Origin of the sequence: Flagellimonas taeanensis, assembly GCF_003584105.1 — a bacterium.
Lineage (GTDB): Bacteria > Bacteroidota > Bacteroidia > Flavobacteriales > Flavobacteriaceae > Flagellimonas > Flagellimonas taeanensis.
On record NZ_QXFO01000025.1, the window covers coordinates 1 to 24,663 of the forward strand.

The following is a 24,663-nucleotide window of genomic DNA, read 5'->3' on the forward strand; positions in this document are numbered from 1 at the left end:
TTCTTCAAACACTCCGCGTTTTCAGAATGACAAGCAACGCCAATAAAAAATCCAAACCCCAACAATCGAAACATCCAACAATCCAATTTGCAATAAAATAAAAAACCGGAAGGACACTTGGTCCTCCCGGTCTTGGTCTTAAAAAAATAATCTTCTCACGAGGTACTTAGAAGCAATGGCCACTATCGTCATTGATATCCCAGCTCTTGTTTGCACGGAGAAAGGTATAGGCGTTAACACTCGGGGCATGGCTACAATCTATGGACAGGCCAACAGCACCCAAAACAATGTTTGAGGGAAGATTGGGAAGCTGGGACCAGCCTACTAAGGTACTACCATAGCTCAAGGCACTCATCCCCGAGTTGTCCAACATGTTTTCCATATTGGTCACATTGGAAACGTCCCAGGTATCCAAGATACCGTTAAAGGAGGTGGCCCCTTTGAACATATTGGCCATATTGGTTACCTCGCCCGTGTCCCAATCTAAGATGGCACCATTGAATTCAACAGCACCATTAAACATACTGCCCATGTTGGTCACACTCGAGGTGTCCCAATCATTGATGTCCTGGTTGAACGAAGTGGCCAATTCGAACATACTCTGCATATTGGTCACACTCGAAGTGTCCCAACCACTGATGTCTTGGTTAAAGAGAGCGGCATAGACGAACATAAAGGACATATTGGTCACATGGGAAGTGTCCCAGCCACCGATATCCCCATTGAAGGCAGTGGCCCCATAGAACATAGAAGTCATGTCGGTCACGTTGGAAGTGTCCCAGCCACCGATATCTCCATTAAAAGCAGTAGCATAATAGAACATACGATTCATGTTGGTCACTTGGGAAAGGTTTGGCACATCGGTGGCTTTATATGTCATATTTGAACAATAGCCAAAGGCCGCTACCATTGTCTCCCATTGGATGTTGCCCCATTGGTCCAAAGAGAACAAGTTACTTGGTGTAGTTCCCAAATCCCCATCCATTGCAATAGCAGGAAACTGGCCCAAAATGGCCACAGTGTGGTCGCCGGCCGAGACATAGACATGAGAGGGATTTTCGCTGGTGCTGATCTCCTCCACCGTGCCATCGCCCCAGTCAATGGTATAATCATAGGTAAGGTTGTCCCTAACGCCAATTACGATCTCCTCATTGGCCACAGTGGTCTTCCAAGTGGTGACAAAGGCGTTTGGATCGCTTGCCAGGGATTCGTACACGTCCTCAACAGTGATGGTCACGGTGGCCTGTGCGGTCGCTGTACCATCGCTTACCTGTACGGTGATGTTGTGCTGTGTGGCAGTCTCAAAATCCAGTTGCTTGCCCGCCGCGAGGGAGAGCTCCCCGGCAGTACTGATCTCGAAGAGATCGTTGTCGTTGGTGAAAATGTCAAAGGTGAGCGCATCGCTGTCGGCATCGGTGGCCACAACGGTACCGATCACCTCATTATCGGCAATATTCTCCGCAACGGAGAACCCTTGGTCGGCCATCACGGGCGCGTTGTTCTGTGGGTCGGTCAGGCTCACCTTGATGGTAATGGTGGCCGTTGCACTGTCATCACCGTCACTGACCTCCACGGTGATGGTGTGCTGTGCCTTGGTGGCGAAGTCCAGTGTCTTGCCCGGTGCCAGGCTTAGGGCCCCTGTGGCCGTGATCTCGAAGAACTCGTTGTCATTGGTCTTGATGCTGAAGGTAAGGGCGTCCTTGTCGGCATCGGTGGCCACCACGGTGCCGATGGTCTGGGTGTCGGTAATGCCCTCAAAGGCGGTGAATTCCTGTGCCTTGATCACGGGTGCACTGTTTTTTACCGGTGCAGGGCCGTCGTCCTTGCCGCAAGCCCATACGAGGGCCGAGGCCATCAGTGCAATACCTAATTTTTTCATGGTGTTTTTCATAACAGTTTTTTGTTTTTTACAGTTAATCTTGGCAAGATGGGGCGTTTGCAGGAATGTTTCGGGCAGGATCTGACGGATGCCGAGGCTGGATTGACGGATGGGGTCTTTGGGTTGATGGGACTGGGTTACAGGTTTAAGGTGAAGGGAACAGGGGGTGAAAGTTCAAATTCCAATAATCGAAGCATCCAAGAATCCAATTTGCAATGAACAATAATTCAACAAGGGAATACCTTAATCATTTTCATTCTGAGCAAAGCGAAGAATCTCCTACTGGAGCCAAAGATTCTTCAAACACTCCGCGTTTTCAGAATGACAAGCAACGCCAATAAAAAATCCAAACCCCAATAATCGAAGCATCCAAAAATCCAATTTGCAATAAAATAAAAAACCGGAAGAACACTATGGCTCTCCCGGTTTTTGACTTCTGACATGCCTTGTAATGTGTTTAGTGACAAGGACTATTGTCATTAATGGTCCAAGGCTTAGCCAAGAGATATTGAAAAGCTGTCCAATAGGTGGCATTTTCACAATCAATGGATAGGCCCGTTGCGCCTAGGGTAATATTCGCGGGCACAACATCCTGATTGGACCAACCCAACAAGGTCTCACTATAGTTCAAGGTGCTCATACCAGAATTGTTGAACATATTGGACATATTGGTCACATTGGATATACTCCACCCACCTAGGTTTTGGTCAAAAGCAGCGGCTTCTTGAAACATATAGGACATATCGGTTACATGGGAGGTATCCCAATCTCCTATAGCTCCATTAAAAGCATCAGTCCTATAGAACGCGTAGGCCATATTGGATACTTGGGAGAGATTTGGAATGTCCGTGGCATTATAGGTCATGTTGGTGCAATAGGCAAAAGCACGATTCATGCTCTTCCACGTTATGGCGCCCCATTGTTCTATGGACAACAGTTTGGATGATGTGGTCACTCCATCAATGTATCGAATTGCAGGGAATTCCCCTTGTATGACTACGGTGTGGTTGCCAGCCATAGCATAGACATGGCTAACGGGTTCACTAGAGGTAATCTGTTCTGAAGAACCGTCGCCCCAATGGATTGTATAGTTGTAGGTATAGGCGTTATAGGTTCCTATGACAATTTCCTCGTTATTGGCATCCGTTTTCCAAATGGTGATGAAGGCGTTGGGGTCGTTGGCAGGGTCTGTGACCTCTTCCACATCCTCCACAAGAATGACCACATTGTCTTCGGTTGTGGCCAGCCCGTCGCTTACCTGCACGGTAATGTTGTACGCAGTTGCAGTTTCAAAGTCCAGTTGCTTGCCAGTAGCCAAAGAGAGTTCCCCTGTGACAGTGATTTCAAAAAGGTCATTGTCGTTGGTTTTGATGCTAAATGTAAGCACATCGCCATCTGCATCCGTAGCTAGGACAGTGCCAATAACATCCGTATCCGAGATGTTCTCTTGAACGGTGAACTCTATGAACTCACCATCTTTGGTAAACTCAGGAGCGTTGTTCTGCGGACTTGTCTGGCTTACCTTTATGGTAATGATGGCCTCTGCCGTTGCCGAACCATCACTCACCTCCACGGTGATGGTATGCTGTTCCTTGATAGTGATGTTCAGTTGTTTGCCGGCCGCGAGGGAAAGTTCCCCCGCAGTAGTGATTTCGAAGAGGTCATTGTCGTTGGTCTTGATGCTAAACGTAAGCGCATCGTTATCTGCATCACTGGCCACAACAGTACCAATGGCCCTAGTGTCGGATATGCCCTCGAAAGCAGTGAATTCTTGGGCTGCAATCACGGGAGCAGTGTTCTGTGGGTCTGTTTGGGTTACCTTAATGGTGATGGTGGCTGTGGCACTGTCATCCCCATCGCTCACCTCCACGGTGATGGTGTGTTGTGCCTTGGTGGCAAAGTTCAGCGTCTTGCCCGGTGCGAGGCTCAAGGCCCCTGTGGCCGTGATTTCAAAAAGGGCATTGTCGTTGGTCTTGATGGTGAAGGTAAGAGCGTCCTTGTCGGCATCAGTGGCCACAACGGTGCCGATGGTCTGGGCATCAGTAATATTCTCTGCCGCGCTGAATTCCTGTGCTTTGATCACAGGTGCACTGTTCTTGGGCGGTGTTGGGCTGTCGTCCTTGCCGCAGGACCATAGCAGGGCCATGGCGAGGATGACGATACTTAATTTCTTCATACTATTTTTCATAACGATTTGTTTTTTTAAGGTTAAAAATCATAGCAAGTTGGGGCGTTCTTGGAAATGTTTTGGGTACGATCTGACGGATGCCGAGGTTGGATTAACGGATGACGGCTTTGGGTTGATGGGCAAGGTTGCAGGGGAGCTGATTTTGGGTTGAAGGTGAAAGGGTAAAGGGTGAAAGTTGTGAAGGAGAGGTTTCAAGTTTAATAGTGGGCTGGAATCAGTAGGCAGGTTGCCGTAAACAATATATTTTCTATGGTCTATTCTCTTGCATCTGATAAGACACGAATTTCACCAATGCCGCGAATTGACCTTTGGGTATAAGTCCTCCGACTTTGGACACTGAACACCAAATAACTGAAAAACCCAATAACCAAATAACAAAACAACACCAATGTTTTTAGTATTTTCGTGGAAACCCAAATGCATGATTTCTGAAGAACAATTTCAAAAAGAACTGGACCTGATCATTTCCAATGCGGTGCGTGAAGATGTCGGGGATGGTGACCACAGCTCGTTGGCCTGCATTCCTTCATCGGCCACAGGAAAAGCCAAACTTTTGGTGAAGGACGAGGGCATCATTGCCGGTGTGGAGTTTGCCAAGCTGGTGTTCCGTTATATCGACCCCAAATTGCAAATGGAAGTCCTGATGGAAGATGGAAGTCCTGTAAAATATGGAGATGTCGTTTTTTATGTGCAGGGAAGCTCCCAAAACATCCTAAAGGCGGAGCGGCTGGTGCTCAACGCCATGCAACGTATGAGTGCCATTGCCACCAAGACCCAGGATTTTGTGTCCCTTCTGGATGGCACAGACACCAAGATCTTGGACACCCGCAAGACCACCCCGGGCATCCGGGCGCTGGAAAAATGGGCCGTGAAGATAGGCGGTGGCGAGAACCATAGGTTCGCCCTGTACGATATGGTGATGCTGAAGGACAACCATATCGATTTTGCAGGAGGCATCACCAAGGCCATCCAAAAGACCCAAGAGTACCTCAAGGACAAGGGAAAAGACCTAAAGATCATTGTGGAGGCCAGGGATTTGGACGAGGTCGATGAAATTCTGCAATCCGATGGGGTGCACCGCATTCTGTTGGACAATTTTGATTATGAACAGACCCGTGAAGCCGTAAAACGGATAAACGGAAAATGCCAGACCGAATCCTCGGGAGGGATCAACGAAGAGACCATCCGGAACTATGCCGAGTGTGGGGTGGATTATATTTCCTCTGGTGCGTTGACCCATTCGGTCTACAATATGGACCTTAGTTTAAAAGCGGTGTAGATGTCAGTGGCCATAGAAGAGCAATTGGAAAAAATACCCGTGGTCAATTGGTTGGTGCGTTTGTTGAAGCGCATCAAACTAAAGGCCTTTGAGGGCCTTTCCTTCTATGATCTGATCGAGATGTATTTGGTGGGCATCGTCAAGGGGACGTTGTCCTCCCGTGCCAGTTCCATTGCCTTCAGCCTTTTTATGGCCCTGTTCCCGTTGCTCATCTTTTTGGTGACGCTCATTCCCTTTATTATTCCCTTCGTGAGTGTGGGCAATGAAAATTTCGATGCGCAGTTCCTTGATTTTTTGGAATCTTTCCTACCGTCGGCCACCAGTGACTATTTTGGCGACATCTATCAGCAGATTAAGGACCAGAAGCAGGGCGGCCTCCTGTCATCGGCATTCTTGGTGTCCATCTTTTTGGTAGCCAATGGGGTGAACGCCATTTTTGGTGGGTTCGAAAATTCGTACCATGTGGAGCTTACCCGCAATTTTTTCAGACAGTATGCCTATGCATTGGTGGTGGGGCTCATTCTTTCCATTTTGCTGATCATTGGAGCCGTGGCCTTTGTGTATTTTGAGTTTTATATTGTGGAGTACACCAGCGAATATCTGGGAAAGACCTTGGGCTATGATGTTGAAAAGGGGGATGGCATAGGGATACAGGCGGCCAAAATCCTCTTTTTCCTGAGCCTTTCCTATCTTACCACGTCCATCCTCTATTATTTTGGGACCGCGGAGGGGAGGAACGCGAGGTTTTTTTCGGCAGGGGCACTGATGACCACGTTGTTGTTCCTTTTGACATCGTATCTATTTGGGATATATGTGGAAAAATTTGCCCGCTACAACGAACTCTATGGGGCATTGGGAGGATTATTGATCTTGATGGTGTTCATTTGGCTAAATTCCAATATATTACTATTGGGTTTTGAACTCAATGCTACCCTCAACTCACTAAAAAAAAGACATGAAAGGCAACAGAACAATCCATAAATACATTTTCCTACTGGGCTTTCTATGTTTTCAAGAGACATGGTCACAGACCGTTTTTGGGAAATGGAAAACCATTGATGACCGTAACGGCGTTGCAAAGGCGATTATCGAAATATATAAGGAAGATGGCCTGATGCATGCCAAGGTGGTCAAAATATTGGAGGATGGGAAGCAGGATGCCCTCTGCACCAAATGTGATGGTGAGCTCAAGGACAAACCGGTGCTGGGCATGAAGATCATGGACAATTTTGAGGAAAATGGAAGAGGGGAATACAAAGGCGATAAGTTGTTCGATCCCGAACAGGGAATGACCTTTAGGGGCAAGGTCTGGTTGGACGAGGAAAATGAAAACCGCCTGAAAGTGAGAGGATACCTGGCCTTTTTGCACAGAACGCAGACTTGGCACAGGGTGATTGAGGAATAGCGTATGGAATATTTTTTGGAAGTTGTTCTTCCCATCCCATTAGAAAAACTTTTTACCTATAGCATAACCCAACGGGAGGCGGACTTTATCCAATCGGGAATGCGCGTTGCCGTTCCCTTTGGGAAGTCAAAGATATACACGGCCCTGGCCTATCGGGTGCACCAAAATGCCCCGACCGCATACGAAGCCAAGGAAATCTACCAAATTCTGGATGATGTTCCCCTCGTAGGTCCATTTCAGCTGCAACATTGGGAATGGTTGGCCAAATATTACATGTGTACCTTGGGGGAAGTGATCCGTAGTGCCTTGCCTAGTGCCTTTTTATTGGAAAGTGAGACCTTGATACTCCCTAACAAGGAGACTGTTGTGGATGAAATGGAACTCAGTGACGATGAGTTTCTGATCTATGAAGCATTGCAGCACCAATCTGCGCTGAAGGTTCAGGAAATAAGCGATATCGTGGACAAGAAAAATGTACTTTCCCTGATCAATGGATTGGTGCAAAAGGGGGTGGTCCAACAAAAGGAAGAACTCTATGAGCAGTACAAGCCCAAATTGGTCCGTTATGTGAAACTTTCCGAAAAATATGACGATGACCAACAATTGGAAGAACTGCTGAACGAACTTTCCAGGGCCCCCAAACAGAGCCATGTCGTACTGTCCCTTTTTCAGCTGCGGAGCGGGAACAACAAGCCCATTCCCATCACCGATCTGGAAAAGCAAAGTGGCAGCTCCAAGGCCGTGATCAAGGCCCTCATCGATAAAGATATTCTAAAAGAATATCAGATCAGGCAGGATCGGGTGGTGTACGATGAGGAATCCGAGGAGGCTCGGAACATTGCCCTGAACGAACACCAAAGCAAGGCACTGGAGGATATCAACAAAGGTTTTGCGGAGGACAGACCAGTTTTGCTGCATGGGGTCACTTCATCAGGAAAAACTGAGGTGTATGTGAAATTGATCCAGCAATGTCTGGACGGTGGCCGACAGGCACTCTATCTCTTGCCTGAAATTGCGCTTACCTCCCAGTTGATCAATAGGTTGAGGGACTATTTTGGACACAAAGTGTCCGTTTATCATTCCAAGTATAGCATCCACGAACGGGTCGAGGTCTGGAACAATGTGCTGAAAAACGCCGAGAAGGCACAGATTGTCATTGGTGCGCGTTCCTCCCTGTTTTTGCCTTTTTCCAACTTGGGGCTCATCGTGGTGGATGAGGAGCATGAAAGCTCCTTCAAGCAATTTGATCCCGCGCCGAGATACCATGCCCGTGATGCAGCTATTGTGCTGGCCTCACTGCACAAGGCCCATACCGTTTTAGGGTCGGCCACACCCAGCATAGAGAGCATGCACAACGCCAGAAAGGGGAAGTATGGTTATGCTTCCATTGATCAGAGATATGGAAATGTACTGATGCCCGACATCAACTTGGTGGATATTAAGGAGGCCACCCGAAAGAAACGGATGAAGGGTCATTTTTCCGAAACCCTGATCAATGCCATTTCCGAAACGTTGGAAGCAGGGGAGCAGGTCATCCTTTTTCAGAACCGAAGGGGGTTTGCCCCATTGGTGGAGTGCACTACCTGCGGGCACGTGGCCCAATGCCCCAACTGCGATGTGAGCTTGACCTATCACCAGCGCATCAATCAGCTTCGGTGCCACTATTGCGGTTACCATATGGCGTTGCAACAGGCCTGCCTGGCCTGCGGGAGCCCCACTTTGGACAAGAAAGGATTTGGAACGGAACAGGTCCAGGAAGAATTGGGTCAATTGTTCCCCGAAATCAATGTGGGACGAATGGATTTGGACACGACACGGGGAAAGTATGCCTATGAGAAAATCATTTCCGCCTTTGAGAACCAAGAGATGGATATTCTGGTGGGTACCCAAATGGTGACCAAGGGACTGGATTTCAGGAATGTAAGCTTAGTGGGCATCATGAATGCGGATACCATGCTCAATTTTCCCGATTACCGTGCCCACGAGCGGAGTTTTCAAATGCTCACCCAGGTAGCGGGTAGGGCAGGACGGACCCGGAAAAGGGGAAAGGTGCTGATACAGACATACAATCCCTACCATCAGATCCTGCAGCAGGTCACTACCAATGATTATGATAAAATGTTCGCGGAACAGTTGTACGAGCGCGAACAGTTCAAATACCCACCTTTGGTGCGGATCATCAAGATTACGCTTAAGGACAGGGACTTCAACAAACTGAACGAGGCTGCCCAATGGTTGGCCGAGTCGCTCCGCAATGTGCTCGGACATCAAATTTTGGGGCCGGAATACCCTCCTGTGGGTAGGATACGGCGGGATTACCTGAAAAACATCTTGATCAAGATCCCAAAAAAACAGTCGTTGGCACAAACAAAAAATAGCATTAAAAGAATTGAAAAATCCTTCAATGCTATTTCAAAGTATAAAAGTGTAAGACTGGTCTACAATGTGGACCACATATAGCTTTTGACTATACGTTGGCGAGCGCTTCTGCCAGCTCCGTCTTTTTGTTTCTGCTCAATGGAATCTGTCTGCCACCGACCTCAACATTTTTACTGTTGAATTTCTCGATTTTTTCCAGATTCACGATGTACGATTTATGGATACGCAGAAATTTTTCGGCAGGCAACTGCTGTTCAAAAGATTTCATGGTGGACAAGATCACGATATTGGCTTCATCGGTCACCAATTTAATGTAATCCCCGAGTGCCTCGATCCATTTAATGTCGTTTAGGATAACCTTACGTTTCTTAAGGTTGCTCTTTACAAAAATGTGCTCTTCGTCCTCATCTACCCGGTTCAATTGCTCAAATTTGGCAACAGCTCTTTTTACGGAAGCCTCAAAACGGGCCAAGGTGATGGGTTTGTGAAGGTAATCGGTCACGTCATAATCAAATGCCTTGAGGGCATAGTCAGGTTTTCCTGTGATCAAAATGACTTGTGGTGGGTTCTCTAGGGCCTCTAGAAGGTCAAAACCACTGATGATCGGCATTTCAACATCCAAGAAGATAAGGTCGATGTCGTGGTTTTTCAGGCCATTTTTGGCTTCAATGGCGTTGCTGTACTCGGCAACCAAAGCAAGATGTGGATGATTGTTGACCAATTTTGCAACGGCCATCCGCTGCATGGAAGAATCGTCTACAATTATACTTTTTAATTTCATAGAATGGGGTGATTTGTAGGGTTTTAAATCATCGGCAAATTACATAAAAAAGACGCTTAGGAGCAACAAAAGATGTAAACATGGTCTATTTTGTTGTGTATATTACCATTTACGTTATTTAGGTTTATTGGGTTCATCGGTGTTGATAACTCTTGTACTTTAAACGAAGTTTTATCGGTTTTCTTGCAAGGGGATGGAATAATTATTACTTTTGCGCTCCTTTAAAAATATATAATATGAACCATTACGAAACTGTTTTCATTTTGAATCCCGTTCTATCTGAGACCCAGATAGAGGAAACAGTCAAGAAATTCGAGGATTTCTTGATTACGAATGGTGCCAAAATGGTCTCCAAGGAAGATTGGGGACTTAAAAAATTGGCCTATCCCATTCAGCACAAAAAAAGTGGTTTTTACCACTTGTTCGAATTCACCGCTCCCGGTGAGGCCATTGGCCCCTACGAGTTGGAATTCAGGAGAGATGAGCGCATCATGCGTTTCTTGACCGTTAAACTGGACAAGCATGCAATTGCTTGGGCAGAGAAAAGAAGAACCAAATTAAAAGCAAACGCATAGGGACATGGCATCCATAGAACAACAAGCAAAAGCAAAAAAGGACGGGGAAATCAGATATTTGACCCCTCTCAATATTGAGACCAACAAGCAAAAGAAATATTGCAGGTTCAAGAAATCAGGTATCAAATACATTGATTACAAAGACCCGGATTTCTTGATGAAATTGGTGAACGAGCAAGGAAAATTGTTGCCTAGAAGACTTACAGGTACTTCCTTGAAATACCAGAGAAAAGTGGCCCAGGCCGTTAAGCGTGCCCGTCACATTGCGTTAATGCCGTACGTTGGCGATATGTTGAAATAAAAAATACCGGAGAATGGAACTTATTCTAAGAGAAGATGTACAGGATTTGGGATTTAAGGATGATATCGTTTCCGTAAAGAACGGTTACGGCAGAAACTACCTTATCCCACAAGGTTTGGCCACATTGGCCACGCCATCTGCCAAAAAAGTTTTGGCCGAGAACCTTAAGCAAAGAGCCCACAAAGAGAAGAAAATCGTTGATGAGGCTACCAAGATTGCCGAAGCCCTAAAACAATTACAGATCCGCATCGCTGCCAAGGCAGGTGCCGGAGACAAATTGTTCGGGTCGGTGACCAATATTGACCTTGCTGCCGCTTTGGACAAGGAAGGACACCAGATCGATAGAAAATTCATCAATATCAAAGGTGGAGCTATCAAAAGGGTAGGTCCTTATGAGGCTGTTATCAGACTTCACAGGGAAGTTGTATTGGAATTCCCTTTTGAAGTGATCGCCGAGGCGAACTAACGATCAAATGTGATATGATTTTAGAGGGCCGTGCTTGCATGGCCCTTTTTTTGTTTCCGTTTTTGTGCATCAAAAACCACTCTTACTATTTTTGCACCATGAAGTACAAACGATTGACCAAGGAACAATTGGAGGAACTGCATCCGGAGTTCATCAATTTTTTGGCCACACAATCCATCACCGCCGAAGAATGGGCAACCCTTAAAGCGGATAAGCCCGAGGTTGCCGAAGAGGAAATCGATGTGTTCAGCGACCTGATCTGGGAAGGGGTGTTGTCCAAAGTGGAATACCTGGAGAACATTTCCGAACAGCACATGCACCTGTTCCACCTCACGGAGAAGGAAATGAAGCTCCTTTCCGTAAAAGTCCTGAATCCTGAGATTGACCTGCGGACCAATGAAGGGTTTGGGTGGTTCAAGCGCAATTTCCAGTCCGATTTCGTGGAATACCTTACCGCATCCAAGGCCTATGGCGAGGACAAGAACGTGGACAAGTTTGAACTTTTGAAGCAAGGGGCCGTCATCACCAAAGGTGAGCTCTACCAATGGTTTGAGCAGATTATGGAGTGATTCAGGTTTTAAGTAAAGGGCCATTGGTAAAGGGTAAAAGGTTGCGTAAAATGTCATTTTGAGGAAGAAAAGCGACCGAAGAATCCCTTAACCCTATACCTTTCATCTCTACGCCTTTGATCCATTCACCAAAACCGTATATTTGCACCAGAATTTTAAAAACCACATGGCACAGAAACCATCCATACCCAAAGGGACCCGCGATTTTTCACCTGCAGAGGTCGCTAAGCGCAACTATATCATCCAAAACATCAAAAAACATTTTGAAACCTTTGGTTTCATGCCGATAGAGACCCCATCTTTTGAAAATTCGGACACCTTGATGGGCAAATATGGGGAAGAAGGCGACCGCTTGATTTTTAAGATTTTGAATTCTGGGGATTTTATTTCCAAAGTGGATGATGTCACCTATAGCTCCAAGAATTCGGCATCCCTTACGCCAAAAATATCGGAAAAGGCCCTTCGTTATGACCTTACCGTGCCCTTTGCCCGCTATGTGGTGATGCACCAGAACGAAATAGATTTCCCTTTTAAAAGATACCAGATTCAACCCGTTTGGCGTGCCGATAGGCCCCAAAAAGGCCGTTTCCGTGAGTTTTACCAGTGTGATGCCGATGTGGTAGGGGCCAATTCCCTGTTGCAGGAAGCGGAATTTGTGCAACTCTACGATGCCGTTTTCACCGATTTGGGCTTGAAGGGCACCACCATCAAGATCAACAACCGCAAAATCCTGTCTGGCATTGCCGAAGTGATCGGGGCCAAGCATTTGTTGGTCGATTTTACGGTGGCCCTTGATAAATTGGACAAGATAGGAGAGGAGAAGGTGAAGGCCGAAATGATGGAAAAGGGCATTTCCGAGAATGCCATAGCCAAAGCACAGCCCTTGTTCGAGATGACAGGCTCTGCTTCGGAACAACTGGAGCAACTAAAAACCCTGCTTGCCAACTCTGAAGTGGGCATGCTCGGGGTTACGGAACTGGAAGAGATCATTTCTACCGTTGGGATGATCGGGCTACAGTCTGCCCAATTGCAATTGGACGTGACCTTGGCACGTGGGCTCAACTACTATACGGGGGCCATTTTTGAAGTGGCCGCTCCCGAAGGTGTGAGCATGGGTTCCATTGGAGGGGGAGGCCGCTACGATGACCTTACCGGAATCTTTGGTTTGAAGGACGTTAGTGGTGTGGGCATTTCCTTTGGATTGGACCGCATCTATCTCGTTTTGGAAGAATTGGGCCTATTTCCGGACAGTCTGGACACTTCGTTGGATGTGCTCTGCCTCAACTTTGGAAAACAGGAAGGTTTGGCTGCCCTCAAATTGGTGTCCTCTTTGCGCAAACTGGGCTTAAGGGCCGATTTGTACCCCATGGATGCCAAAATGCAAAAGCAGTTCAAGTATGCCGATAAGCGGGGAGTTCCCTATGTGGTCCTTTTGGGCGAGCAGGAACTTGCCGAAGGCAATTTTGTAGCGAAGAACATGAAAACAGGCGACCAGAAAGCTTATGGTCTGGATGCTTTTGCACAATTTGCAGAAGCCGTCAAATCCGACTTTTAATCTCCTTAACGATGGTTTTGTAATAGGTGGGGCCGTGGGGCACATATTTGGCCGCATTGGCCAATCCCCAGGTTTCCTCGGCAAATTTGAACAAGGGAATCAGGGCTAGATCATCCACTTCACTGTCTTGCTTGGTCAATGTGGTCAGAGGAACCTTCAATTCGCATAGAAAAATGTGATGGAACTCTGCATCGATGAAATCTTCGGAAATTTTATGAATGGCCTTAAAAGTACCGATGGGCTCCAAGTCCGCTTCGGAAATGGTGAGTCCCACTTCCTCCTGTACTTCCCGGACCGCGGCAAGCGGAATGTTTTCTCCAGAGGCTACATGGCCGGCCACCGATACGTCCCAAAGTAGGGGATGGGTGTCCTTGTGTTTCCCGCGTTGTTGGATCAGTACCTTTCCTTCCTGAGTATAGAGCCAAACATGGATAGTAGGGTGCAATAGCCCTTTTCGGTGCGCTTCCGACTTCAAACAAGATTGTCCGGTCGGGTTGCCCTGTTCATCCAGAATGTCTACCAGCTCTTCCATAGATCCATAAAGATAGGAAATTGTTCCCTCGACCACGGATAGAAAGCAATAGTTCTTCCCGAAGATTTTCAGGCCATTTGAACCAGTCGTTAAAATCTCAGAACTACATGACTACGTCACCCTGAACTTGGTTCAGGGTCTCATGTCAAACGGTATGCGATGCTGAAACAAGTTCAGCATGACCATAGTCTATGAATTAGTCAAAATAGCTAAATGTCTCGCCCTCTTTGATGGTCAACAAGGTTTCGTAGATTAATCGGATCACGTTTTCCACATCGTCCTTGTGCACGGTCTCCACCGTAGTGTGCATGTAGCGCAATGGGAGCGATATCAGGGCAGAGGCCACGCCACCGTTGCTATAGGCAAAGGCGTCCGTATCCGTTCCGGTGTATCTTGAGGAAGCCAATCGTTGGAACGGTATTTTTTTGCCTTCGGCCGTTTCGATGATACGTTCCCTAAGCTTGTTCTGCACCGCTGGGGCATAGGAAACCACGGGTCCGGAACCTATCAAGATCTCACCTTCCTTCTTCTTGTCGATCATGGGCGTAGTAGTGTCATGGCACACATCGGTGACAATGGCCACGTTGGGCTTTATGGTCTGGGTGATCATTTCAGCTCCGCGCAGACCAATCTCTTCCTGCACCGAATTGGTCACATAGAGTCCAAACGGTAATTTTTTCTTGTTCTCGTGCAACAGACGCGCCACTTCGGCAATCATGAACCCACCTACACGGTTGTCCAGCGCACGGCACACGAACTTGTCCTTGTTTAGAATGTGGAACTGGTCGGGATAGGTGATCACGCAGCCTACGTGCACCCCCATTTTCTCCACCTCGGCCTTGTCCTTGGCACCGATGTCGATGAAAATGTTCTCCAATTTTGGTGGTTCTTCCTTTCCGCGATCGCGGGTGTGGATGGCCGGCCAGCCGAAAACCCCTTTTACCACACCGTTCTTGGTGTGGATGTCCACCCACTTTGATGGTGCGATTTGGTGGTCGCTGCCCCCGTTTCGGATCACATACAGCAATCCGTTGTCGGTAATGTAGTTGACGTACCAAGAAATTTCATCCGAATGTCCCTCGATCACCACCCGGTATTTTGCCTTTGGGTTGATGACGGCCACTGCCGTTCCGTAGGTGTCCGTGATAAACTCGTCCACATAGGGTTTGAGGTAGTCCATCCAGATTTTCTGGCCTTCCCATTCGTAGCCCGTGGGCGAAGGATTGTTCAGGTATTTTTCTAAAAATTCAAGGGACTTTTTATTGATGATTTTCGCTGAAGCCATGTATTTCGTTTAGTCCACAAACTTAAGAATATTCACTTTTATTTAATAGCAAATCATACCTTTATCCTTAATTTTGGTAGGACTTTTGAGAATTTGACCAAATGTTGCGCAACTGTTCCCTTGTTGTTTTTCTAGTGCTGAGTGCCCTTGGATTTTCCCAGGAATCCGAAAAGGATTCTTTGTTGTATCCGAAGGATTCCATTGAGGATTATTACGTTCGGTTTGAAGGCGATTCCGTCCTGCTCAGTTCCATTGAACTGGACGAGGTCTATATTTTTGGGGAGCTCGACTTTGCCGATCGGAAGGAACGATTGCGCTATTTGATCCTGCGCAGAAAGACATTGAAGGTCTATCCCTATGCTAAATTGGCTGCAGAACGTTTGGTGGAGCTGAACGATAGTCTACAACATATCAAGAAGAAACGACATCAAAAAAAGTACACCAAAAAGGTGCAGAAATACATCGAAGGGGAATTTTCAGAGGAGCTCAAGAAACTTACCCGTACCGAGGGGCAGATTTTGGTCAAGTTGATCCACCGTCAAACGGGGACAACAGCTTTTGACTTGGTCAAAGAGCTCCGCAGTGGATGGCGTGCCTTTTGGTACAATACCACGGCGAGTATGTTCAAGATCAGTCTCAAAGAAGAATTCCATCCGGAGTTGGTGCATGAGGACTATCTCATTGAAGATATTTTGCAGCGTGCCTTTGTGGCCAATCAGTTGGAACGGCAAAAATCGGTTTTGGACTACGATTATGCCCAGTTGACCAATAAATGGAAAAACCGTTCTCCCGAACCTAAGGACTAATCTTTGGTCTTTTTCCCAAAAACCGCATCCATAACGATGTTGACGGAACGGAATCCTAAATAGATGGCCGTTCCTGCACAAATTATCCCTACGATCAACACGGGCAAATAAAATGGGTGGTCCTGATTTTTAAAGGCCTGATAGATCAGAAACGGTCCTGCGAACATGGCCAGAACCGTATAACCAAACGATTTCAATCCTTTTACCAAAAGTTCCTTGTCGGTGTGCCTCATAGGACCAAAGTAGCAATATTAGCTTATATTTAGAGGGTAATGCACAAAAATTAACCATGGAAATACTTGTTCTGGGAGCTGTGGTGCTCTTTATCATCATCGCCACGGTAAAATTCAAGATGCATCCCATTTTTTCCCTTACCCTAGTGGCGGTAATCTCAGGTTTTCTTTTGGGGTTGTCCCCGCAACAAATCATGGAAACTATCGGGGAGGGATTTGGCAAAACACTCTCCGGGATTGGGTTGGTCATTGCCTTTGGGACGGTCATCGGCATTTATCTGGAAAAGACCGGGGCCACCCAGGTATTGGCCAACAGTATCTTGGGGTTGATAGGGTTGAAGCGGTCCCCATTGGCCATCAACTTGGCAGGATATGTCATTTCCATACCCGTCTTTTGCGATTCGGGGTTCATTATCCTCTCATCCCTGAACAAGGCCATCAGCAAGCGCACGGGCATCCCTGTATTGGTTTTTGCCATAGCATTGGCAACGGGATTGTATGCCGCCCATGTTTTTGTGCCCCCAACCCCTGGACCTTTGGCCGCTGCGGCCATTTTGGAGGCCGATTTGGGATTGGTGTTGGTATTGGGGCTTTTGGTCTCCTTACCGGTCTCCTTGACGGGTTATTTTTGGGCCATGTTTATTGGCAGATCCCTCAAAGAAGAGGATACCGCAGGAAAAACGGAAGCAAAAAAAGAAATGCTATCAACCGTAAAACCCCTTCAGGCATTTTTGCCGTTGTTGGTTCCGATTATCTTGATCGCATTGAAGTCCGTGGCCAATTATCCTTCTTACCCTTTGGGTAAGGGGTGGGTTTTTGGGATGCTCGATTTTTTGGGCAGCCCTGTGATTGCCCTGCTCATTGGTGTGTTCTTTGCTTTTTCCTTGGGGAGAAAAGAACCAGCAAAGGAGAGAGGGGAGTGGGTGTCCGAGGCCTTTAGACAGGCCGGGGCCATCGTTTTGATCACGGGTGCGGGAGGTGCTTTTGGTGCCATATTGAGAACTGTTGACATTGCTTCCATCATCAATTTGGAGTCCAGCACCGGGGTAGGAGGGTTGTTGATCGCCTTTGCGATTGCGGCCGTTCTCAAGACGGCACAAGGTTCTTCCACGGTGGCCATCATCACCACTTCGGCCATCATAGCCCCCTTATTGGAGACTTTTGGGTTGTTGTCCCTAACGGATAAGGCTTTAGCCGTATTGGCCGTAGGTGCCGGGGCCATGACGGTGTCCCATATCAACGACAGTTATTTTTGGGTGGTGTCCCAGTTTTCCAACATCAATGTAAAGACCGCTCTGCGGGGCCATACCGTGGGGACCCTGCTACAAGGTATCACGGGCATTTTGATGGTCCTGCTCCTATATCTCATACTGTGACCTATTCGATAGTGAGGGTACTGGAATAGGCCTGTACCACTGCAAAATAGCCTAATGCAAAGTCATTGGGGCGCTCCACATTGTCAAAAATGTCAATATTGTCCAAACCTGTGATATCAAACACATTGCCCCTAGCAGTTGCCACAGGGGTCTGAAAAACTCCCCCGTTGTTAGTGGTCTGTTCGATGACCAAGTCCATATAGTTGTAAAAATCTTGGGTGGCTCCCAGAATACTGACTGTAATATCCTGTCCTGTATTTAGGCTATCATCATAGAAATAGGAGAACTGGAACTCTTGTCCCTGGAAAAATTGGTCTTCCACGGTCAGGAACTCTCCAAACCCGAAATCAAATACATAGAAATCATCACGCTCAGGGTCGTCCATAAAAGTTACGACCACTTCGGTCTCCTCTTCGTCAAAAAGGGTGTCATCTCCTTGCTCCAAATTATCTATGGGTACTGTGGGGACATACTCAGTCTGAGCATAGTAGGTTTTGCCCTTGTGGGTCAACTCGAGGATAAAGACCATTCCGGGTTCCACAACGGAGGTCCGGATGCGTTGATCCGAGGAAAAATTGGGGTCCGGGATATAAATGCCACTTCCCGGCTCTTTTTCAGCCAGGGAACAGAAAGCCAAACTTTCAAAAATATCGCCGTTCAGGGGCTTGCCGTAGGTGATGACGGCATTTTCCACTTGGGTGGGCAGGTTCTCATCAAAATAATTGGTGGTTTCCTTCATACGGATCTCCACGTTCACAAACTCCTGACTTTTGTCCACCCGTAAGAGGCCATCGACAATGAGTTTGGGTTCCACTTCGGGCAAATCGACATCCACAACATCTTCGCAAGCGAAGAGTAACATAAGTCCGATGCTATATATGATTCCTTTTTTCATGGTGCTAAAATTTAAAGTTGTAGGTCACAGATGGGATGATGCCGAATATGGAAGTGCGCAGTGCCTCGTTCCGCCCAGTGTCCTCATTCTCCCTAAAGTTGATGGAGGCCGCATTCTTTCGGCTGTACAGGTTGTAGATGCTAAAGACCCATTCAGCCTGAACTTTCCGAGACCTGTTCTTCCTAGGGGTCAGTATGGCCGAAAGGTCCAGTCGATGATAGTCGGGGAGCCTTTCCTTATTTCGTAAGCCATAATAGGGCACGGTGATTCCTTCAAATTCAAATTGGCCAATGGGATAGTTGGTGGGCTGGCCGGTTTGATAGATGAAATTGGCATTGAAGTTCCATTTGTCGTTAAGGTCAAAGCTGCCAAAGAGGGAAAGGTCGTGGGTTTTGTCATATGGGGTGTTGTACCATTGCCCAAGATTGATGCCCGTTTCAAGATTGGATCGGCCCGTGTCAAAATCCAAATTCCTTCCCGGGGTCCGTTGTTCCGATTTGGAGAGGGTGTAGGCCAACCAGCCCGTGAACCTCCCCTCATTTTTCCTAAAAAGTACTTCCAGACCATAGGCCCGGGCCTGTCCGTTGAGGATGACCTGTTCGATGGCATTGTTGGCGATGAGATTGGCCCCGTCTATATAGTCGATCCTATTCTGGATATCCTTGAAAAAGGCCTCTGTTTCGAACGTGTATTCCCCGCCCTTGATATTCCTGAAATAACCAATGGCATATTGGTCCAGCAATTGGGGTTTTACAAAAGGACCACTCGGCGTCCAGACATCCAAAGGAGTAGGGGAGCTGGTGTTGGACAGAAGGTGTAGGTATTGGGACAAGCGCGTGTAGCTTGCCTTTACAGCGTTTTTTTCATTGAAATTGTAGGACAGGGACACTCTGGGTTCCAAGTTGAAGAATTTTTTCAAGGTGCCAGACCTTCCAGGGTTGATGGAGTCGATGGGTTCCGCTTCGCGGTAGACCAGGGTGAAAGGATCAAAGATTACGGGGTTGTTGTTCTGGTACACATAGAACTCATCTTGGCCCAATCGGTTGAATTGGCTTGCCCTAAGGCCGTATTCGATGCTCAGGTTTTCGGTCACATCGTGTTCCACATCAATATAAAGGGCAGTTTCGTTGGCATATTTTTTGGTCAATTGCTCCTCGACGATACCAGAGTCTGGGCGATTTGGGGTTATTTCCCCCGGATTGAACACATAATAAATGTTCTGGAGGCCGTAGTTCATCTGGACCTTATCACTGAGGTAGTGTTTCAGGTCGTATTTGAGGTTGAAGTTCTGGATGCCAGAATTCCACTCAAATCCCACAAAATCAAGCTCCAGTCCGTAGTAATAGTCCGAATAGATCAACGATAGGTTGGAAAAGAGCTTTTCCGAAAATAAATGGTTCCATCTAAAGTTTCCTACGGCATTGCCATAAGTGTTGACAAAACGATCTCCGATACTGAACAGGTCCCTGCCGAAGTAACCGGAAAGGTAGATGTTGTTGCTGTCATTGATCTTATGGTTGATCTTGGTGTTCAGATCGTAGAAATAGGCCTTGTTGTCCACATCAAAAAGTGGAAGGAACAGATGTGCATAGGAAGCCCTTCCTCCAATCAGAAAAGCGGTCCTATCCTTGATGATGGGTCCTTCCAAGAGTAATCTGCTGGCCACGGCACCAATCCCACCATTGACTTTGAAATCCTTGCTGTTCCCTTCTTTTTGGAAAATCTCCAGAACAGAGGACACCCTTCCGCCGTATCTGGCAGGGATACCTCCTTTGAAGAGTTTCACGTCTTTTATGGCATCAGGGTTGAAAACGGAGAAGAAACCGAACAAATGTGAGGAATTGAACACTGTGGCTTCGTCCAAAAGAATCAAGTTTTGGTCAACGGCCCCGCCCCTGACGTTGAATCCCGATGATGCCTCACCTGCATTGGAAACCCCGGGCAACAACAGAAGGGATTTGATGACATCGGCTTCCCCGAGAACCACGGGAATCTGTTTGATGGTCTGTGCGGTCAATGTGTTCACGCTCATTTGGGGCTTCTGGATGTCCAATCGTTCCACATCATCGGTGACCACCACTTCATCCAGTTCCTCGGCCTCTTCGGCCAAATAAAAGTCTTTCTTGATGTTTCGGTCCAGGGCCACGTTTTCCATCACGTCCTGGAACCCCAAATAGCTTACCATGACCCTGTACTCGCCTTTTGGAAGGGTGATGGAATAAAAGCCATACTCGTTGGTCGTGGTCCCTGTCCCCAATTCCGGAACGGCGATGGTGACACCGATCAGGGTCTCGTTACTACTGGCTTCAGAAACCGTGCCGCTCAGGGTAAATTTTTGTTGTGCTTGGATCCATGAACATTGAAGGAGTAAGATGGCATAAATGGCCAGTAGTCTTTTGGACATTGAAAAGATGTTTTTCTCTAAAAATACATACTACTTGTCAATTTTGAATAAAAAAGCACAATCCTGCAAATTTGCAGGATTGTGCTTTTTACTTTAAACTATTGATTGTTACCTATTACGAAATAGAACTTAGTATTTTGTTCAATGTTTCACTGGGTCTCATCGCATTTGATGCCATCTCCGCATCGGGAAGGTAGTAGCCTCCGATGTTCACGGGTGAACCTTGGGCATCTATCAGTTCTTGGGCAATTTTAGCCTCATTGGAAGACAGTTCACCAAAAACCTTACTGAAGGTGGCTTTTAGGTCACCATCCTGGTCTTGTAGGGCCAATTGTTCGGCCCAATAGAGCGCCAAATAGAAATGGCTGCCCCTTGTGTCCAATTCGTTGACCTTTCTTGAGGGGGATTTATCATTTTCAAGGAACTTCTCGGTGGCCTTATCCAGTGCATCGGCAATCACTTGGGCCTTTTTGTTGTTGTTCTTTTCTCCAAAGAATTCCAAGGATACGGCCAATGCCAGGAATTCACCTAAAGAATCCCATCGCAAGTGGCCTTCTTCCAGAAATTGTTCCACATGCTTGGGCGCAGAACCTCCAGCACCGGTCTCGAACAATCCACCACCGTTCATAAGGGGCACAATGGACAGCATTTTTGCACTGGTGCCCACTTCAAGAATAGGGAAGAGGTCAGTAAGGTAATCCCTCAACACGTTTCCGGAAACCGAGATGGTGTCCTTGCCCTCCTTTATACGTTTTAGGGTAAACTTGGTGGCTTCCAATGGTGAAAGGATTCTTATGTCAAGACCATCCGTATCATGGTCTTTGAGGTATCGGTTTACTTTTTTGATCAATTCCGCATCATGCGCCCTGTCCTTATCCAACCAGAAAACAGCGGGAATATTGGTTGCCCTTGCCCTAGAAACGGCCAATTTTACCCAGTCTTGGACGGGAGCATCCTTTACTTGGCACATCCTCCATATATCACCTTGTTCAACTTGGTGTTCCATCAAGGTTTTTCCAGTGGAAATGCTCACCACCCTTGCAGTTCCCGCCTTTGGGATTTCAAAGGTTTTGTCATGCGAACCATATTCCTCTGCTTTTTGTGCCATGAGTCCCACGTTGGGAACCGTTCCCATGGTGGTGGGGTCAAAGGCACCATGCTCTTTGCAGAAATCGATGGTGGCTTGGTATATGTCCGAGTAACTACTGTCGGGAATAATGGCCTTGGTATCTTTCAATTTACCGTTCTTGTCCCACATTTTTCCTGAGTTTCGGATCATGGCAGGCATGGAAGCGTCGATGATGACATCACTGGGCACATGCAGGTTGGTGATTCCCTTTTCGGAGTTCACCATGGCCAGGTCAGGCCCATTTTCAATATTTTTTTCAATGGCCTGCTCAATCTCTTTATGTAGATCGGCCGGCAACTTTCCAATTTTATCCAATAGGGTTTCCAATCCGTCATTGGGGTCTATGCCCAGTTTTTCAAAAGTTTCCCCATAAGTTTGGAAAAGGTCGGCAAAATATACTTTTAGGGCATGGCCAAATATGATGGGGTCGGAGACCTTCATCATGGTCGCTTTAAAGTGAAGGGAGAGTAGCAGTCCTTCCTTGCGGGCATCTGCAATCTCTTTGGTAAGGAAATCGACCAATGCCTTTTTGCTCATGACCGTGGCATCAATGACTTCCTCTTTCTGAAGGGTTATTTTATCCTTTAGGATAATGGTTTCTCCATTGTTGCCCACAAGTTCAATGCGGATGTCATCTGCATTGGACATGGTGAGCGATTTTTCATTGGATTTGAAATCCCCGTGTGACATACTGGCCACGTGGGTCTTCGAATCGGATGACCACTCGCCCATAGTGTGGGGGTGTTTCTTTGCGTAGTTTTTCACGGCTTTGGGCGCTCTTCTGTCTGAGTTCCCTTCCCGAAGTACAGGGTTTACTGCGCTCCCTTTGATTTTGTCATATTTGGCCTTGATGGACTTTTCCTCGTCGGTTTTTGGCTCGTCGGGGTAGTTGGGGAGATTGTACCCTTTTTTTTGTAGCTCTTCAATGGCCTCTTTCAATTGGGGGATGGAGGCACTGATGTTCGGGAGTTTGATGATATTGGCCTCGGGCGTTTTGGCCAGCTCGCCCAAAATGGCAAGATCATCGGGTATCTGTTGATCCTTTTCCAAATACTCAGGAAACATGGCACAGATCCTACCGGCCAAGGATATGTCCTTGGTCTCTATGGCAATATGGGCAGTTTCGGTAAAGGATTTTACAATGGGTAGGAAAGATAATGTTGCTAAGGCGGGTGCCTCATCGGTCTTAGTGTAATAGATTTTAGCCATTTATATGTATAATGTTTGAGCGGTTGCAAATATACAATTTTATGTACGTTGAACGGCCAATAAAACTAACAGGGAGAAGCGGATGCGTGAAAAAACGAAAGCCATATCTGTGCCTGAACATAGATATGGCTTTCAGAAAAGAATCTTGGATTGTCCTGCATTGCTGCAAAACCTGCAATCTTAGATTGCATCCACAGACCCTTTAACGTTTCCTCTGTACGTGTTTTTTAATTTTTCAACTAAACTCCATCGTGCAAAGTGTACCTCGTTCCCAAAATTTTATCAAGAGGGGAAATTGCTCTCCCGTCCGCACATAAAATTCTTTATTTCTCTTTCGGACCTGCCTAAGCCTGTCCCAATTTGAAATTCCTTTTGTGATCAGTAGTGTTACCAATTAAAAGGGGAATCTTCGGTTTTTAAAGAACGTCAACTTTAAAATCGAAATACGATCCTGAATGGTATCATTTTCATATCTCTTGTACTAAAGTATAACAAACTTTGGGATAATCAAATTTTATAACCGATTAAAAATCAACAACGTATGAACCGAAGTTATTAACAATTGTTCATAAAAAAAGCACCCTTTTGGGGTGCTCTTTCTTTGAAGGGAAAATAGAATTATCCCCTGACTTCTTTGATACGGGCCTTTTTTCCGGTAAGACCTCTAAAGTAGAAGATTCTGGACCTACGTACTTTACCTTTTTTGTTGACCTCAATTTTTTGCAATGCGGGCATGTTGATGGGGAAAATTCGCTCTACCCCTACAGTACCTGACATTTTACGGATGGTGAAGGTTTCGGTTGCACCGCTTCCCCTTCTTTGGATCACAACACCTTTGAAGAACTGGGTACGTGTTTTTTCACCTTCCTTGATTTCATAATACACGGTGATGGTGTCACCGGAAGAAAATTTTGGGAAATCTTTTTTTGGAACAAATTCGTCTTCAACAAATTTTACTAAGGATTCCATGGTATTTTTTTTTATCGTTTACCAAGACCAACTTTCACGTATTTCGTCAGAGGTTGATTTTGAGACTGCAAAAATAATGCAATAATTATAAAGTGCAAGTGGTTTTTTGCTTTTTATCTCAAGGAGTCGACTGATTGCTCCTTGCTGCTGTATGCTTGGCGGCGAACAACAATAGTCCTATTACGAACAAGAGATATGGGAATTGGACAAAAATGTTCAGGACCGCCATAGCTTGCGCATAGGATTCTGGTTTTTCAATGTTCGCAAGGGCGGTCCATGCCACACGGCCCACGGTAAAAACTATGGACAACAGACTGCCCAATAGCATCAGCAACGTAGCAATGTTCCGTTGTTTGTAGATCAATACCGCACAAGCGATGAGGAGCACGAGTTGTCCTATAGTACCAATTACGCTGCCCGTCATGTAGTAGATTTCCAAGTTTTCCAT

At 46.7% G+C, this 24,663-nt stretch carries 23 protein-coding genes; 12 read left to right on the forward strand and 11 right to left on the reverse strand.

All coding sequences use genetic code 11. The features are described 5' to 3' along the window. Window positions 1–166 precede the first annotated feature (166 nt). The gene (locus tag D2V93_RS13470) at window positions 167–1,891 is read right to left on the reverse strand and encodes a BspA family leucine-rich repeat surface protein (protein ID WP_119619758.1); all 1,725 of its coding nucleotides are present in this window, start codon (window positions 1,889–1,891) and stop codon (window positions 167–169) included. A 36-nt stretch (window positions 1,892–1,927) separates the two neighbouring features. Here D2V93_RS13470 and D2V93_RS18685 point away from each other — a divergent pair, with 36 nt between their 5' ends. Continuing rightward, the gene (locus tag D2V93_RS18685; RefSeq protein WP_182849992.1) at window positions 1,928–2,098 is read left to right on the forward strand and encodes a hypothetical protein; all 171 of its coding nucleotides are present in this window, start codon (window positions 1,928–1,930) and stop codon (window positions 2,096–2,098) included. A 238-nt stretch (window positions 2,099–2,336) separates the two neighbouring features. On the opposite strand, the gene D2V93_RS13475 is transcribed toward D2V93_RS18685, so the two are convergent. Continuing rightward, a complete protein-coding gene (locus tag D2V93_RS13475) occupies window positions 2,337–4,055 on the reverse strand; it encodes a BspA family leucine-rich repeat surface protein (RefSeq protein WP_220473640.1) in 1,719 nt (572 codons plus the stop codon). Window positions 4,056–4,488: 433 nt separating this feature from the next. On the opposite strand from D2V93_RS13475, the gene nadC reads away from it, so the two are divergent. Genes nadC through priA form a run of 4 tightly spaced genes read left to right on the forward strand, consistent with a single transcriptional unit; the run spans window position 4,489 to window position 9,211 of the window. Beyond that, window positions 4,489–5,346 (forward strand): carboxylating nicotinate-nucleotide diphosphorylase, encoded by an 858-nt coding sequence (gene nadC / locus D2V93_RS13480; RefSeq protein WP_119619760.1) that lies wholly within the window; start codon window positions 4,489–4,491, stop codon window positions 5,344–5,346. Then, window positions 5,347–6,327 carry a YihY/virulence factor BrkB family protein gene (locus tag D2V93_RS13485; RefSeq protein ID WP_119619761.1) on the forward strand — a complete coding sequence of 327 codons (981 nt, stop codon included), beginning with the start codon at window positions 5,347–5,349 and terminating at the stop codon, window positions 6,325–6,327. Next, window positions 6,302–6,751 carry a DUF2147 domain-containing protein gene (locus D2V93_RS13490; RefSeq protein WP_119619762.1) on the forward strand — a complete coding sequence of 150 codons (450 nt, stop codon included), beginning with the start codon at window positions 6,302–6,304 and terminating at the stop codon, window positions 6,749–6,751. Before D2V93_RS13485 ends, D2V93_RS13490 begins: the two co-directional genes overlap by 26 nt. Before the next feature lie 3 nt (window positions 6,752–6,754). Continuing rightward, the gene (priA, locus tag D2V93_RS13495; RefSeq protein ID WP_119619763.1) at window positions 6,755–9,211 is read left to right on the forward strand and encodes a replication restart helicase PriA; all 2,457 of its coding nucleotides are present in this window, start codon (window positions 6,755–6,757) and stop codon (window positions 9,209–9,211) included. A 7-nt stretch (window positions 9,212–9,218) separates the two neighbouring features. On the opposite strand, the gene D2V93_RS13500 is transcribed toward priA, so the two are convergent. Further along, the gene (locus D2V93_RS13500) at window positions 9,219–9,911 is read right to left on the reverse strand and encodes a LytR/AlgR family response regulator transcription factor (protein ID WP_072882548.1); all 693 of its coding nucleotides are present in this window, start codon (window positions 9,909–9,911) and stop codon (window positions 9,219–9,221) included. A gap of 236 nt (window positions 9,912–10,147) precedes the next feature. Here D2V93_RS13500 and rpsF point away from each other — a divergent pair, with 236 nt between their 5' ends. From rpsF to hisS, 5 genes are all read left to right on the forward strand, one after another. After that, on the forward strand, window positions 10,148–10,486 hold the full coding sequence (gene rpsF / locus D2V93_RS13505; RefSeq protein WP_072882550.1) for a 30S ribosomal protein S6: 339 nt from the start codon (window positions 10,148–10,150) through the stop codon (window positions 10,484–10,486). Window positions 10,487–10,490: 4 nt separating this feature from the next. After that, window positions 10,491–10,787 carry a 30S ribosomal protein S18 gene (rpsR, locus tag D2V93_RS13510; RefSeq protein WP_072882551.1) on the forward strand — a complete coding sequence of 99 codons (297 nt, stop codon included), beginning with the start codon at window positions 10,491–10,493 and terminating at the stop codon, window positions 10,785–10,787. A 13-nt stretch (window positions 10,788–10,800) separates the two neighbouring features. Beyond that, the gene (gene rplI / locus D2V93_RS13515; protein ID WP_072882553.1) at window positions 10,801–11,253 is read left to right on the forward strand and encodes a 50S ribosomal protein L9; all 453 of its coding nucleotides are present in this window, start codon (window positions 10,801–10,803) and stop codon (window positions 11,251–11,253) included. 98 nt (window positions 11,254–11,351) lie between these two features. Beyond that, window positions 11,352–11,822, forward strand: coding sequence for a DUF6495 family protein (locus tag D2V93_RS13520; protein ID WP_119619831.1), 471 nt, complete (start codon window positions 11,352–11,354; stop codon window positions 11,820–11,822). A 166-nt stretch (window positions 11,823–11,988) separates the two neighbouring features. After that, entirely contained in the window at window positions 11,989–13,377 is a 1,389-nt protein-coding gene (gene hisS / locus D2V93_RS13525) for a histidine--tRNA ligase (RefSeq protein WP_119619764.1), read from the forward strand. Here hisS and D2V93_RS13530 read toward each other — a convergent pair. Together D2V93_RS13530 and D2V93_RS13535 are read right to left on the reverse strand one after the other, a co-directional pair. Further along, a complete protein-coding gene (locus tag D2V93_RS13530) occupies window positions 13,361–13,909 on the reverse strand; it encodes an NUDIX hydrolase (RefSeq protein WP_119619765.1) in 549 nt (182 codons plus the stop codon). The two genes, hisS and D2V93_RS13530, sit on opposite strands and share 17 nt — an antisense overlap. A 196-nt stretch (window positions 13,910–14,105) precedes the next feature. After that, window positions 14,106–15,194 carry a M42 family metallopeptidase gene (locus tag D2V93_RS13535; RefSeq protein WP_072882558.1) on the reverse strand — a complete coding sequence of 363 codons (1,089 nt, stop codon included), beginning with the start codon at window positions 15,192–15,194 and terminating at the stop codon, window positions 14,106–14,108. A gap of 101 nt (window positions 15,195–15,295) precedes the next feature. On the opposite strand from D2V93_RS13535, the gene D2V93_RS13540 reads away from it, so the two are divergent. Further along, complete coding sequence (locus D2V93_RS13540) at window positions 15,296–16,000, forward strand: DUF4294 domain-containing protein (RefSeq protein WP_119619766.1); 705 nt, start codon at window positions 15,296–15,298, stop codon at window positions 15,998–16,000. Here the strand turns inward: D2V93_RS13540 and D2V93_RS13545 are convergent. Beyond that, window positions 15,997–16,233: a DUF6095 family protein gene (locus tag D2V93_RS13545; protein WP_072882561.1), complete on the reverse strand. Its 237-nt coding sequence runs from the start codon at window positions 16,231–16,233 to the stop codon at window positions 15,997–15,999. The two genes, D2V93_RS13540 and D2V93_RS13545, sit on opposite strands and share 4 nt — an antisense overlap. Window positions 16,234–16,289: 56 nt before the next feature. Here D2V93_RS13545 and D2V93_RS13550 point away from each other — a divergent pair, with 56 nt between their 5' ends. Beyond that, window positions 16,290–17,609 carry a GntP family permease gene (locus D2V93_RS13550; RefSeq protein WP_119619767.1) on the forward strand — a complete coding sequence of 440 codons (1,320 nt, stop codon included), beginning with the start codon at window positions 16,290–16,292 and terminating at the stop codon, window positions 17,607–17,609. Window position 17,610: 1 nt separating this feature from the next. Here D2V93_RS13550 and D2V93_RS13555 read toward each other — a convergent pair whose 3' ends face one another. From D2V93_RS13555 to D2V93_RS13575, 5 genes are all read right to left on the reverse strand, one after another. Further along, window positions 17,611–18,504 carry a DUF4249 family protein gene (locus tag D2V93_RS13555; RefSeq protein ID WP_119619768.1) on the reverse strand — a complete coding sequence of 298 codons (894 nt, stop codon included), beginning with the start codon at window positions 18,502–18,504 and terminating at the stop codon, window positions 17,611–17,613. 4 nt (window positions 18,505–18,508) lie between these two features. Next, window positions 18,509–20,908, reverse strand: coding sequence for a TonB-dependent receptor (locus D2V93_RS13560; protein WP_119619769.1), 2,400 nt, complete (start codon window positions 20,906–20,908; stop codon window positions 18,509–18,511). 115 nt (window positions 20,909–21,023) lie between these two features. Next, entirely contained in the window at window positions 21,024–23,246 is a 2,223-nt protein-coding gene (locus D2V93_RS13565; protein ID WP_119619770.1) for an NADP-dependent isocitrate dehydrogenase, read from the reverse strand. 618 nt (window positions 23,247–23,864) lie between these two features. Next, window positions 23,865–24,215, reverse strand: a complete 351-nt coding sequence (gene rplS, locus D2V93_RS13570) for a 50S ribosomal protein L19 (protein ID WP_072882739.1) — start codon at window positions 24,213–24,215, stop codon at window positions 23,865–23,867. A gap of 118 nt (window positions 24,216–24,333) precedes the next feature. Continuing rightward, complete coding sequence (locus D2V93_RS13575; protein ID WP_119619771.1) at window positions 24,334–24,663, reverse strand: hypothetical protein; 330 nt, start codon at window positions 24,661–24,663, stop codon at window positions 24,334–24,336.